This is a genomic window from Pseudonocardia sp. Ae505_Ps2 (genome assembly GCF_001932425.1).
Lineage (GTDB): Bacteria > Actinomycetota > Actinomycetes > Mycobacteriales > Pseudonocardiaceae > Pseudonocardia.
The window spans coordinates 5145254-5158448 of record NZ_MCIP01000001.1; the positions used below are offsets into that span (position 1 = coordinate 5145254).

General features: G+C 75.3%; 9 protein-coding genes. 4 read left to right on the plus strand and 5 right to left on the minus strand.

Features of this window, described 5'->3' with window-relative positions; all coding sequences use genetic code 11:
* Positions 1–52 precede the first annotated feature (52 nt).
* From Ae505Ps2_RS24090 to Ae505Ps2_RS24100, 3 genes are all read right to left on the minus strand, one after another.
* Positions 53–604, minus strand: a complete 552-nt coding sequence (locus Ae505Ps2_RS24090) for an ACT domain-containing protein (RefSeq protein ID WP_075554017.1) — start codon at positions 602–604, stop codon at positions 53–55.
* 78 nt (positions 605–682) lie between these two features.
* On the minus strand, positions 683–2365 hold the full coding sequence (ilvD, locus tag Ae505Ps2_RS24095) for a dihydroxy-acid dehydratase (RefSeq protein WP_075306769.1): 1683 nt from the start codon (positions 2363–2365) through the stop codon (positions 683–685).
* Positions 2366–2619: 254 nt separating this feature from the next.
* Positions 2620–4554 carry a DEAD/DEAH box helicase gene (locus Ae505Ps2_RS24100; protein WP_233147566.1) on the minus strand — a complete coding sequence of 645 codons (1935 nt, stop codon included), beginning with the start codon at positions 4552–4554 and terminating at the stop codon, positions 2620–2622.
* 284 nt (positions 4555–4838) lie between these two features.
* Between Ae505Ps2_RS24100 and Ae505Ps2_RS24105 the strand changes: the two genes are divergently transcribed.
* Positions 4839–5588, plus strand: a complete 750-nt coding sequence (locus Ae505Ps2_RS24105) for a tyrosine-protein phosphatase (protein WP_075306770.1) — start codon at positions 4839–4841, stop codon at positions 5586–5588.
* 80 nt (positions 5589–5668) lie between these two features.
* On the opposite strand, the gene Ae505Ps2_RS24110 is transcribed toward Ae505Ps2_RS24105, so the two are convergent.
* Positions 5669–8200, minus strand: coding sequence for a Tex family protein (locus Ae505Ps2_RS24110; protein WP_075554018.1), 2532 nt, complete (start codon positions 8198–8200; stop codon positions 5669–5671).
* Positions 8201–8471: 271 nt separating this feature from the next.
* Here Ae505Ps2_RS24110 and Ae505Ps2_RS24115 point away from each other — a divergent pair, with 271 nt between their 5' ends.
* Together Ae505Ps2_RS24115 and Ae505Ps2_RS24120 are read left to right on the plus strand one after the other, a co-directional pair.
* Positions 8472–8909 (plus strand): hypothetical protein, encoded by a 438-nt coding sequence (locus tag Ae505Ps2_RS24115; protein WP_212567666.1) that lies wholly within the window; start codon positions 8472–8474, stop codon positions 8907–8909.
* Positions 8910–8920: 11 nt separating this feature from the next.
* Complete coding sequence (locus tag Ae505Ps2_RS24120) at positions 8921–10579, plus strand: GMC oxidoreductase (protein ID WP_212567667.1); 1659 nt, start codon at positions 8921–8923, stop codon at positions 10577–10579.
* Between the two features lie 100 nt (positions 10580–10679).
* Here Ae505Ps2_RS24120 and Ae505Ps2_RS24125 read toward each other — a convergent pair whose 3' ends face one another.
* Positions 10680–11891, minus strand: coding sequence for a cytochrome P450 (locus Ae505Ps2_RS24125; protein ID WP_020622697.1), 1212 nt, complete (start codon positions 11889–11891; stop codon positions 10680–10682).
* A gap of 120 nt (positions 11892–12011) precedes the next feature.
* Here Ae505Ps2_RS24125 and Ae505Ps2_RS24130 point away from each other — a divergent pair, with 120 nt between their 5' ends.
* Positions 12012–13124 (plus strand): hypothetical protein, encoded by a 1113-nt coding sequence (locus Ae505Ps2_RS24130; RefSeq protein WP_075306773.1) that lies wholly within the window; start codon positions 12012–12014, stop codon positions 13122–13124.
* Positions 13125–13195: the final 71 nt, after the last annotated feature.

The window sequence follows — 13195 nt, forward strand, 5'->3', positions numbered from 1 at the left end:
TGCGCCGTGCCGCCGTGCCGCAGCGCCGCCATGCCGCAGCGCCGTCGTGCCGTCAGGCCGTCGGCCGGCCGCGCGGGTCGGACTCGGGACGCGTGGCGACCGCCCGCAGGAACGCCTCGGCCCTGGCGACCTCGGTCACGGTGAACGGCGCCGCCCGGCGGGCGACGATCCGGGTGCCGTCGGCGGCGCGCAGCTCGATGTCGTGCTCGTCGCGGACCCCGGGGTCGTCCGGGCCCGGGGTGCGGACCGACGCGGCGCCGAGCAGCGCCGCGACGCCGTCGGCCGCCGTCCGGCCCGCCGCGACCAGGTCGAGCGCCCGGGTCGGCGGGTCGACCAGGTCGTGCGGGTCGGCCGGCAGCACCATGACCCCGCCGCCGGTGACCGCGTCGCAGATCGCGACCGACAGCTCCCCGACGCTGCACGGCCCCGACACCAGCAGCTCGTCGACGACCGAGTGGGCATCCTGGCCGTGCACCGACAGGGCGAGGATGTTGCAGTCCACCGCGGCCAGGGCCGCGGTGAGGCGGGCCAGGGCGCCCGGTTCGTCGGGCAGCCGCACCCGTACCCGGTAGAGGCCGTTCACGGTCCCGGCATCGGTGCTCATCCCCACCAGCGTCCGTCACCGATGTTGCGAACCCGTGTCGGCGCGATGTCGGCCGGGTCGCGACGGCGCTCGCGCGGGTCAGCCGCAGACCGCCCCGTCGGCCGCCGAGGAGACGAGCTTCGCGTACTTGCCGAGCACCCCGCGCCGGTTCGTCGGCTCGGGGCACGTCCACCCCGCGCGACGCCGCTCCAGCTCGGCGGGCTCGACGCCGATGTCGATCGTGCGGGCCTTCATGTCCAGGGTGATCGTGTCCCCGTCGTGGACCAGCGCGATCGGTCCGCCGTCGGCGGCCTCGGGCGCGACGTGCCCGACGCACAGCCCGGTCGTCGCCCCGGAGAAGCGGCCGTCGGTGACCAGCAGGACCTCCTTGCCGAGGCCAGCGCCCTTGATCCGCCCGGTGACGGCCAGCATCTCCCGCATCCCGGGTCCGCCGCGGGGGCCCTCGTAGCGGATCAGGACGATCGTGCCGGGCCCGATCTCCCCGGCGTCGACGGCGTCGAGCGCGCCCTGCTCGCCGTCGAAGACGCGGGCGGTGCCGGTGAAGGTGGTGGCGTCGAACCCGGCGGACTTGACCACCGCGCCGTCGGGGGCGAGCGAGCCGCGCAGGATCGTGAGCCCGCCGGTGGGGTGGATCGGGTTCGCGAGGTCGTGGATGACCGAGCCGTCGAGGCCGGGCGGGTCGAGCTCGGCGAGGTTCTCCGCGACCGTGCCGCCGGTGACGGTGCGGGCGTCGCCGTGGATGAGGCCGGCGTCGAGCAGGGCCTTCATCACCACCGGCACGCCTCCGACCTGGTCGACGGCGTACATCAGGTGCCGCCCGAACGGCTTGACGTCGGCCAGGTGCGGAATCCGGTCGCCGACGGTGTTGAAGTCGTCCAGGGTCAGCGGCACCTCGGCCTCGCGGGCGATGGCGAGCAGGTGCAGCACCGCGTTGGTGGACCCGCCGAAGGCCATGACGACGGCGATCGCGTTCTCGAAGGCCTCGCGGGTCAGGATCGACCGCGCGGTCAGCCCCTTCGCGATCATCCCGACCGCGGCCTCGCCGGAGGCCCTGGCGACGCCGTCGCGGCGCCGGTCCACCGCGGGCGGGCTGGCCGAGCCGGGCAGCGCCATCCCGAGCGCCTCGGCCGCCGCGGCCATCGTGTTCGCGGTGTAGAAGCCGCCGCACGCCCCCTCCCCCGGGCACATCGCGCGTTCCAGGGTGTCGAGCTCGTCGGGGGTGATCAGGCCGCGGGCGCAGGCGCCGATGCCCTCGAAGGCGTCACCGATGTTGACCTCCCGGTCGCCGACCCGGCCCGGCATGATCGATCCGGCGTAGACGAACACCCCGGCGAGGTCCAGCCGGGCCGCGGCCATCAGCATCCCGGGCAGCGACTTGTCGCAGCCCGCCAGGAGCACCGTCCCGTCGAGCCGCTCGGCCTCGACGACGGTCTCCACCGAGTCGGCGATGATCTCCCGGCTCACCAGCGAGTAGTGCATGCCCCGGTGTCCCATGGAGATGGCGTCGGAGACCGAGATCGTGCCGAACTCCAGCGGGTAGCCACCCGCGGTGTGCACGCCCTCCTTCGCCGCGGTCGCGAGCCGTTGCAGCGACAGGTTGCACGGGGTGATCTCGTTCCAGGACGAGGCGATGCCGATCTGGGGCTTGGCGAAGTCGTCGTCGCGCATGCCGACCGCGCGCAGCATGCTGCGGGCGGCGGTGGCACCGATGCCGTCGGTGACCTGGTGGCTGCGGGGCTTGCGGGAACTGGTGGTGGTCATGCGCGCTCCTCGGCCGGACTCCGGTGGTCGGGACGGGCCGATCCTCCCGCAGATCGCCGGTGCAGGCCCGGCGGCATCGCCTTCCACGGGGGGCGACTCCGGGTCCGCGGGCTGCCTGACGATGCGGGACCAGGACGCGACGGTCTTCCTCGGCACGCTCCGCCACGGTGGCCGGGCCGAGGCGGCTGGCCCTCCCCCACCGACGACAGGGGCCCCGCGCGGATCGCGCGGGGCCCCTGTCGTGTGTACCGGGTCTAGCGGGCGCCGGCGTTGTCCCGGTCGCGACGTACGTTGGCCTTGCGGCCCTTCAGCGTCGTCGCACCGCGCAGCGAGCGCAGCACGTCGTCCGCGGCGTGCTCGGGCACCTCGACCAGCGAGTGGCGCTCGTGGATCTGGATGGCGCCGATGTCGCGGCCGGACAGCCGGGACTCGTTCGCCAGCGCACCCACGATGTCCTGCGGGCGCACACCCGAGGCACGGCCCGCCGAGACGAACAGGCGGGTCGCACCGGCCTTCGGCGGACGGGCACCCTGACCGCGGGCACCGGTCGGACGACCGTCGCGGTCGCGGCGCGGGCCACGGTCACCGGGGCCGCTGTCGCGGCCACCGCGCGAGCGGACCTGCGGGATCTCGATCTCGTCGTCCGGCACCGAGTTGCCGGCGCGGGCGATCCGGATCGCCGCGGCGGCGATCGAGGCGAGGTCGTGGTCGCGGGCCAGCTCGACGACGAGCTGCTCCACACCGTCCTGCGGCGGGGTGTCGGCGTCCTGACCGGCCTGCTCGCGCAGGGCCAGCGCGGTGCGGGCGAGCCGCACGGTGCGCAGGTCCTCCGGCGAGGGCACCGGCGCGCTGGGCACCGACGCGCCGATGAGGCGCTCGATGTTGCGCAGGTGACGCACCGACCCCGGGGTGACCAGGGTGATCGCGACGCCCTCTCGGCCCGCGCGGCCGACCCGGCCGATGCGGTGCACGTAGGACTCCGGCGACGACGGGACGTCGTGGTTGACCACGTGGGTCAGCGAGTCGATGTCGAGACCACGGGCCGCGACGTCGGTGGCGACCAGCAGCTCGGTGCGGCCGGCGCGCAGGCGCTCGACGACCCGGGTGCGGTGCTCCTGGTCCATGCCGCCGTGCAGCGCCTCGGCGCGCAGCCCGCGCGCGGTCAGCGTCTCGGTGACGGCGTCGACGTCGGCGCGGGTGCGGCAGAACACGATCGCCGCGGTCGGCTGCTCCATCTCGAGCACCCGGCCCAGCGCGACGGTGACGTGGCTGCGCGGCACGTGGTAGGCGGTCTGGCGGACCCGCGGGGCCTCGCCCTCGGGCGTGGCCTCCTTCTTGATCCGGATGTCGGCCGGGTCGCTCAGGTGGGTCCGCGCGAGGCTCTGGATGCGGCCCGGCATGGTCGCGGAGAACAGCACGGTCTGGCGGCCCCGCGGCGTGGCGCCGAGGATCGTCTCGATGTCCTCGACGAAACCCATGTCGAGCATCTCGTCGGCCTCGTCCAGGACGGCGACCTCGATCGCGTCCAGCGCGAGCGCACCGCGGTTGACCAGGTCGATCGCCCGGCCCGGGGTGGCGACGACGATGTCGACGCCGCGACGGAGCTGGCCCAGCTGCGGGCCGATGGGCGCGCCGCCGTAGACGCAGGCGACCGAGGCACCGAGCGCGGCGCCGTACTTGGAGACCGCGTCGCCGACCTGCATGGCCAGCTCACGGGTCGGGGCGAGCACCAGGCCGAAGGGCTTGGCGCCGCGGGAGCGGGAGGTGCGGCCGTCGGCGAGGCGCTGCAGCATCGGCAGCGAGAACGCGGCGGTCTTGCCGGTACCGGTGGCGGCCTGGCCCAGCAGGTCGCGCCCGGCGATGAGCGGGCCGATCGCGGCGGCCTGGATCGGGCTCGGCGAGGCGTAGCCCAGCTTCTCGAGGGTGTCGAGCAGCTGGGGCGCGAGGCCCAGGTCGGCGAAGGTCGGGCCGGCGGGGGTGTCGTCGACGGGCTCGTCGGTACGGTCCTCGGTGCGCTCGTCCTCGGCGACCTCGTCCGAGGAGGTGTGCTCCTCGACGGCGGTCGCATCGGGGGTGGCGGCGACCTCGGTGTCGAGCTCGGCGGTGTCGGTGTCCGTCATGGCGGCGGAAGTGGTGATCTCGTCTCCGGAGTCGTTCAGGTCGGGGTGCTGGTCCAGCAGAATGGTCACTCGGTCCTCAAATGGCGTGCGCAGGGGGTGCGCTGTGTCGTCGGGCGGCTCTCGCCCGCTCTCCCAGCCCGCCAGGCCCGCGTGCGGCATCTCGATCCAGATGATGTGCCGGTGAACCCAGACCTCCGGGGCTCGCGGCCGTGCGTCATCGCCTACGGCCGTCGATCGACCAGTGTGCCATGTCCCGACGCGACGCGTGCGCCGGGTCCGGGTGACCGACGCCACCGATGCCCCTGGTCACGCCCCCCCGGCGCGGCCACGGCGAGATCACCCACCCTGGTCGGGTGACGGCATTCCTCTCCGGCGCGGCGACCCGGCGCCCGGCGAACCTGCGCGATCTCGGCGGTCTCCGCACGACGGACGGCTACCGGGTACGGCGCGGGGTGCTCTATCGGTCCGACGCCCCCCGCCCCGGCGACCCCCACGACGCCCGGTCCCTCGACCTGCCCGACGGCTCCCCGTGGCCGCCGCGGACCGTCGTCGACCTGCGCTCGGCGGCGGAGACGCGCGAGCCGCACCCGCTCGCCGACGTCGCCGACGTCCGGCCGGTCCCGCTCGGCTCGTCGCTGACCCCGGAGCGGGTCGCGACGGCCGCCGCCGGCCAGGACGGGCTCGGATGGGCCTACCGGCTACTGGCGTCGGAGGCAGGCGCCGAGCTGGCCGGGATCGTGCGGACCGTCGCCGACGCGCCCGCCCCCGTCCTCGTGCACTGCGCCGCGGGCAAGGACCGCACCGGGATCGTGGTCGGGGTGCTGCTGGCCGTGCTGGACGTCCCGCGCGCGACGATCGTCGCGGACTACCTGCGCACCAACGAGGTCCTGCCGACCCTGTGGGACCGGCTGCGCGCCTGGGGGCAGCCCGAGCCCGACCACGAGGCGCTGCTCGGGGTGGACGCCGCCGCCCTGGAGGCCGTGCTCGACGACCTCGACGCCCACCCCGGCGGACCGGCGGGCCGGCTGCGCAGCTGGGGCGTGACCGACGACGACCTGCGCCGCCTCGCCGAGCGGCTGCTGGAGCCGGACCTCCCCCGCTGACCCCGCCCACACCCCTCTCCTACGAACGGGCCCCCGTACGCACGGTGCGTACGGGGGCCCGTTCGTGCGAGGGCTCGGGGTCAGGACTTCCCGAAACCCGCCTTGCGCAGGGCCTCGGCCATCGCGTCGTTGGCGGGACCGCGGTCCTGGCGACCGCCGGAGCCGCCGCGACCGCCCTGCCCGGCGGAGCCACCACGGCCGGCGCCCTGGCCACCACGCCCGCCGTCGCGGCCACCCCAGCCACGGTCACCGCCGCCCTGACCGCGCCCGGCACCCTGGCCGCGTCCGCCGCCCTGGCCACCGCCCGGACCGCGCCCGCCGCCGTCGCGGCCACGGCCGCCCTGGCCGGCCCCCTGGCCACCGCCCTGACCCTGGCCGGGCCCGGGGGACCGGCCGCCGCGCTCGCCCGCGCCGGGCTCGTCGTCCAGCCGCAGGGTCAGCGAGATCCGCTTGCGGGCCTCGTCGACCTCCAGGACCTTCACCTTGACCACGTCACCGGACTTGGCGACGTCGCGCGGGTCGGACACGAAGTCCTTGCTCATCGCGCTCACGTGCACGAGGCCGTCCTGGTGCACGCCGACATCGACGAACGCGCCGAACGCGGCGACGTTGGTGACGACGCCCTCCAGCAGCATCCCCGGCCGCAGGTCGGAGATCTTGTGGACGCCCTCGGCGAAGGTCGCGGTGCGGAACGCCGGGCGCGGGTCCCGGCCGGGCTTCTCCAGCTCGGCCAGGATGTCGGTGACGGTCGGGAGCCCGACGGTGTCGTCGACGTAGTCCTTGGGCTTGATCTGGTGCAGCCGCGCGGCGTTGCCCATCAGGGCGGAGACGTCCAGCGAGGTGCGCTCCACCATCTTGCGCACCACCGGGTAGGACTCGGGGTGCACGCCGGTGACGTCGAGCGGCTCGTCGCCGCCGCGGATCCGGAGGAAGCCCGCGCACTGCTCGAACGCCTTGGGCCCGAGCCGCGCGACGCCGGTCAGCGCGGTCCGGTTCCGGAACGGGCCGTTCTCGTCGCGGTGGGCGACGATCGCGGCGGCGAGGGACTCGGAGATGCCCGAGACCCGGCGCAGCAGCGGCGCGGACGCGGAGTTCACGTCCACCCCGACGGCGTTCACACAGTCCTCGACGACCGCGTCGAGCGACCGCGACAGCGACGACTCGGGCAGGTCGTGCTGGTACTGGCCGACCCCGATCGACTTCGGGTCGATCTTGACCAGCTCGGCGAGCGGGTCCTGCAGGCGCCGCGCGATGGAGACCGCGCCGCGCAGCGAGACGTCCATGTCGGGCAGCTCGGCCGAGGCGTAGGCCGACGCCGAGTACACCGACGCGCCGGCCTCGGACACCATCACCTTGGTCAGCTTCAGGCCCGGGTTGGCCGCGATCAGCTCACCGGCCAGCGCGTCGGTCTCGCGCGAGGCGGTGCCGTTGCCGATCGCGATCAGCTCGACCGCGTGCTTCGCGCACAGCGCCGCCAGGGTCTTCAGGGCCCCGGCGCGGTCCTTGCGGGGCTCGTGCGGGTAGATCACCGCGGTGTCGACGACCTTGCCGGTGGCGTCGACGACGGCGACCTTGACCCCGGTGCGCAGGCCCGGGTCGAGGCCCAGGGTCGCGCGGGTGCCCGCGGGGGCGGCGAGGAGGAGGTCGCGCAGGTTCGCCGCGAACACCCCGATCGCGCCCTCCTCGGCGGCGGTGCGCAGCCGGACCCTGATGTCGATGCCGAGCGCGGTGAGCAGCCGGGTCCGCCACGCCCACCGGACGACGCCGAGCAGCCAGGCGTCGCCGGGACGGCCACGGTCGGCGATGCCGTACTCGGCGGCGATCAGCGCCTCGTAGGGGTTCGGCTCGTCGTCGGCGACGCCGGCGTCGAGGGTGACGTCGAGCGCCTCCTCGGACTCGCCGCGGAAGGCCGCGAGGATCCGGTGCGACGGCAGCGTCGTGAACTTCTCGGCGAAGGCGAAGTAGTCCGAGAACTTCGCCGCGGCCGGGTCGTTCTCCTTGCCCTCGCGGACCGTGGTGACCAGCCTGCCGTGGCTCCACATCCGCTCGCGCAGGCCACCGACGAGGTCGGCGTTCTCCCCGATCCGCTCGACCAGGATCGACCGGGCGCCCTCCAGCGCGGCGCCGGCGTCGGCGACCTCGTCGGTCACGTAGCCCGAGGCGGTCTCGTGCGGGTCGAGCGTCGGGTCGGCGAGCAGCGCGTCGGCCAGCGGCTCCAGACCCTGCTCTCGGGCGATCATCGCCTTGGTGCGGCGCTTGGGCTTGTAGGGCAGGTAGATGTCCTCGAGCCGGGCCTTGGACTCGGCGGCGAGGATGGTGGCCTCGAGGGCCTCGTCGAGCTTGCCCTGCGAGCGGATGGAGTCGAGGACGACGGTGCGCCGCTCCTCCAGCTCCCGCAGGTAGCGCAGCCGCTCCTCCAGGGTGCGGAGCTGGGCGTCGTCGAGTCCGCCGGTCGCCTCCTTGCGGTACCGCGCGACGAACGGGACCGTCGAGCCCTCGTCCAGCAGGGCCACCGCGGCCCCGACCTGGTCCGGCCGGGCGCCGAGTTCGTCGGCGATGCGTTGGTTGATCGAGCGGTGCTGCTGGATGTCCGGGGGTGCCGTGCCTGTCACCGCCCCATCGTCGCGAACGGTGTCGCGGGCGCCACCGCCGGGTGGGGGTCGGGCCCGCGCCCGTCCGGACGGGTGCCTCCGGGACCGCGGACAAGTGTCCGACATCCGATGGAGAACCCGGTGGGTGAGCGCCCGCTCACCCGTGCCAGACTTCCGTCGTGACCCGCTGTGGATCATGGCCCGCCCGCGGGCCCGGGTCCCGTCACCTCGTCCCCGACCGCTCCCCCAGGTCCCGGAGGTTCCCGTGAGATCGCTCGGTCCAGTGCTGTCCGTGCTCGTCGCAGTGGTCGTCGCAGTGGCCATCGGCGTGGTCGCAGCCGGGGCGGGTGCGGGGGTCGCGTCCGCGTCCACCTGTGACGACGCCTGCCGGGTCGACGGGGCCCGCGCCTACGTGGCCGCGCTCGTCGACCACGACCCCTCCGCGGTGCCGTTCCACCCGGCCGCGACCCGGGTCGAGGCGGGGCTGCCGACCGGGTTCTCCGGCGACCAGTTGCGCGCCGACCTTCGGTACGGCCCGCAGTACCGGATCATCCACGGCGTCTCCGACGAGACCTACCGCGTGCGCGAGGACGGCGTCGTGGTCGCGGACTTCACCCTGTCCGTCGGGGTGGGCCCGGTCGGCCTCACGACCGCGCGGGTGCACGAGACCTTCCGCTACGAGAGCGGCCTGATCCGCGAGATCGTCGCCGACATCCGGATCGGGGGCTGACCGGCATGCGGGTGACCAGCCGCCGGGGTTTCCTGACCGGTGCCGCGCTCGGCGCCGCCGCGCTGGGCGCCGCCGGGACCGCGAACGCCGCGCCCGCCCTGCTGCGCCGGGACGTGACCGCGATGTCCGCTCCGGCCGTCGTCGTCGGGAGCGGGCTCGGCGGGTCGATCGCCGCGGCCCGGCTCGCCGAGGCGGGCGTGCGCACCCTGGTCCTCGAACGCGGCCGCCGCTGGACCACCCCGGCAGCCGACACGTTCCCGCCGTTCCTGCGCCCGGACCGTCGCTCGTCGTGGCTGACGCCCGCGCCGGTGTTCCCCGGCCAGCCACCGACGCTGTACAAGCCCTACACCGGGCTGTTCGAGAAGGTGTCCGGGCGCGGGATGAGCGTGCTCTGCGGGGCCGGGGTGGGCGGATCGACCCTGGTCTACGCCGGGGTCTGGATCCGGCCGGACGCGGCGGTGTTCTCCGCGGCGATCCCCGGCATCGACCACGACGAGCTCGCCGCGGTCCACTACCCGCGCGCGGCCGCCCGGGTCGGGGTCTCGCCGATCCCCGACGACGTCCTGGCCCACCCCGCGCACGTCGGCACCCGGCTGTTCCTGGAGCAGGCCCGCCGCGCGGGGCTGACGGCCCAGCTGCTGCCCAACGCCACCGACTGGGACGTCGTGCGCGCCGAGTTCGCCGGGCGCGCGACCCCGTCGATGTCGGTCGGCGAGTACTTCTCCGGGGTCAACTCCGGGGCGCGGCTGTCGTCGGACAAGAACTACCTGCGCGACGCCGAGGCCTCCGGTCTGGTCACCGTCGCCCCGCTGCACCGGGCCACCGACCTGCACGCGCTCGGCGGCGGCCGCTACCGGCTCGACGTCGAGCGGATCGACACCGACGGCGTCGTGCAGGAGCAGATCGCGCTCACCACCGGCGCGGTGTTCCTCGCCGCCGGGTCGACCGGCACCTCCCGGCTGCTCGTACGGGCCCGCGACACCGGGACGCTGCCCGACCTCACCGCCGACGCCGGCCGGTTCTGGGGCAACAACGGCGACCGCATCCAGCTGCGCGTCGGTGTCCCCGAGCCCGCGGGCGGACCGCAAGCCGGACCGATGGCGGCCGGCATCCGCCCGCCCACCGACGACCGCGCCGAGGCCGTCACGCTCACCTACGGTCCCGCGCCGCTGCCGTTCGACATCCGGGCGATGTCGCTGCCCGGGTTCGGGGCCTGCGACCCGGTGGGCGAGTTCCGTTTCGACACCGCCACCGGCGAGGCCGTCCTGCACTGGCCCACCGACGGCGACGCCGACGCCCAGCGCACCGTCCGCGACCTCACCCAGCGGTTGATCGCGCCCGACGCCCCGCTCGGCGTCGGGCTGGGCCGGACCGTGTCCGGCCTGGCCGCGCAGTTGCCGGCGGGCCCGTCCGGGCTGGTCGCCCGCGCCGCGGACGCCCCGACCGGGGTGCTCGACCTGGGCACCCTGGACCCGGTGACGTGGCACCCGCTGGGCGGCGCGGTACTGGGCCGGGTGACCGACGACCGCGGGCGTGTCACCGGGCACCCGGGGCTGCACGTCGTCGACGGGGCGCTGGTGCCGGGGTCGACCGGCAGCACCAACCCGTCCTGGACGATCGCCGCGATCGTGGAGCGGGCAATGGACGGGATCCTGCGCGACGGCCTCTGACCGCCGCGCCGTGGCGACCCGCCGCCGTCCGTGGCACCCCGGGCACGGGGCGCCACGCGAGATCAGCGGGTGCCGCGGTCCGCGGTCACCAGGTCACCGGTCACCAGGTCACCGGCAGCGACCGCACGCCGCCGGTGACCTGCTCGGCCCGCACCTCCAGATCCTCCGGGGCGACGGCGAGGCGCAGCCCGGGCAGCCGCCGGAACAGCCGCGCGAACACCGTCGCGAGCTCGGTGCGCGCCAGGCTCGCGCCGATGCAGAAGTGGCCGCCGTAGCCGAAGGACACGTGCGGGTTGGGCCGGCGGGTCGGGTCGAAGGCGTCGGCGTCGGCGAAGACCTCGGCGTCCCGGTTGGCCGAGGCGGTCGCGATCATGACGGCGTCGCCGCGGCGGATCGTGACGTCGCCGACCTCGATGTCGGTGTGGGCGTAGCGCAGCAGGGCGAGCCCACCCGGCGAGGACAGCCGCAGGACCTCCTCGACGGTGCCGTGCAGCCGCCCGTCGATGTCGGCGACGAAGGCGTCGCGGCGGGCGGGGTCGGTCAGGAGCAGGAGGACGCCGAGGTCGATCCGCCCGACGGTCGTCTCGTGCCCGGCGAACAGCAACGCGGCGGCGAGCCGGGTCATCTCCTCCTCGCCGAAGTCCGGGTCCTGCTCGCGGGCGCGGACGAGGTCGGTGACGACGTCCTCCCCCGGCTGCGCACGCTTGGCATCCGCCAGACGGCCCAGGTAGGCGCGGAACTCCCCCATCGCGACGTCGGCGTCGCCACCGGAGCGGATCGTGGCGACCCGCTCGGACAGCCCGTGGAAGTAGCCGCGATCGGCGAACGGCACCCCGAGCAGCTCGCAGATGACCAGCACCGGCAGGGGGAACGCGAGGTGGGCGTGCAGGTCGGCGACGCCGTCGGCCGCGTCCTCCTTCGCCGCGACGAGGTCGTCGAGACACCCGTCGACGAGCTCGCCGACGTGGTCGCCGAGCAGCCGCATCCGCTTGGCGGAGAACGCGGGCACCAGCAGCCTGCGCATCCGCTCGTGCTCGGCCTTCTCCCGCTCGAAGGCACCGCTGGGCCCGCCCAGGATCGCGGCCTCCGACACCCGGGCGGCGTTCTCCGGCTCGGGGTGCGAGCGCCCGAGCCGCGGGTCGGCGAACAGGGCACGGGCCTCGGCGTGCCGGGTGACCAGCCAGGCCGGGTCACCGACCGGGGTGCGCACCGGGACGACCGGTCCCTCGCGGCGCAGCACGGCGTAGAGCGGGGCGACGTCGATGATGTTCGGACGGTCGAACGGCAGCTGCGGGGCCTCGGTGGTCGTCACGGTGACACTCCCTCGTGCGCACGGTCTGCGAGCACGTAATGGTAGCCGACTATCGTTTCACGGTGCAAGACGATCTCCGGCCGACGCGCGGCCACCGGCCCGCACGACGATGCTGGGGAGATGGCGACAGTCGGACGCACGACCCGTGGGGCGCCGACCGTCCCGGCGCCCCCGGCGCTCCTGACCACGGCGCTCCTGACCACGGTGCTCCTGACCACCGTGCTCCTGGTGGTGGGCTGTGCGGCCCCGCCTGCCGACACACCGGCGGCGCCGGGGCGGGCGGGCACCCCGGTGCGTTTCGCCGAGCCGCTGCCGCCGCCGGCCGAGCCGGGCGTCGCGCCCCCGGTGACCGGCACCCCGCCCGGGCGGATCGTCGCGGTCGGGGCGGTCCCGGAGGGCATCGTCGCCGACGGGCCGACGCGGCGCGTCGCGGTCGGGGTGCGCCGGCCCGACCGGCTCGTGCTGCTCGACGCCGACACCGCCACCGTCGCCGGGCGGGTGCCACTGCCGGGCGTGCTGCGTCACCTGCAGCTCGCCGGGCCGGGCGGGCCGGTGCTGGTCCCGAGCGAGAGCGCGAACGGCCTGCTGCGTGTCTCGCTCCCGGACGGCCGGGTGTCCTCCGAGGTCATGACCGGCCCGATGGCCCACGACGCGACCGAGACCGCGGCCGGGACCGTGTTCGTCGCCAACGAGGCGGGCGGCAGCGTGTCCGTGGTCCGCGGGGACCGGGTGGTGCGACAGCTGACCGACGTCACCCAGCCCGCCGGGCTCGCCCCGGCCGGGGACCGGGTGGGACTCGTCGACGTCCGCGAGAACACCCTCACCATCTACGACGCCGCGACCGGCGACGGAATCCGCGAGCTCCCGGCCGGGGACGGCCCGACCCACCTGGTCGCCGACCGGCACGGCCGCCTGATCGCGACCGACACCCGGGGCGGGCACCTGATCGTCGTCGACCCGGCCGGCACCCCGGCCGAGGTCGGACGGGTGGACCTGCCCGGGGAGCCCTACGGCATCGCCTACGACCCGGTCCGCGACCGCGTGTGGGTCACCGCCACCGGGGCGAACCTGCTCGTCGGCTACGACATGACCGAGCCGACGCCGCGGGAGGTCGCCCGGATCCCCACCGTGCGCCAGCCGAACACGGTCGCCGTCGACCCGGACACCGGGCGGCTGTTCGTCACCGGCACCGCCGACGGCGTCGTCCAGGTCGTCGACGGGCCCGCCTCGTAGCCCGACGCGACGAGCGCCGGACGGCACGGGCGGGACCCGCTCTCCCCTCGATCATCGACGGCCTGTCGGTG

Excerpts from the sequence above, each read along its gene's own strand:
- Ae505Ps2_RS24130 (WP_075306773.1), top strand. The coding sequence starts at position 12,012 with ATGGCGACAGTCGGACGCACGACCCGTGGGGCGCCGACCGTCCCGGCG.
- ilvD (WP_075306769.1), bottom strand. The coding sequence starts at position 2,365 with ATGACCACCACCAGTTCCCGCAAGCCCCGCAGCCACCAGGTCACCGAC.
- Ae505Ps2_RS24090 (WP_075554017.1), bottom strand. The coding sequence starts at position 604 with ATGAGCACCGATGCCGGGACCGTGAACGGCCTCTACCGGGTACGGGTG.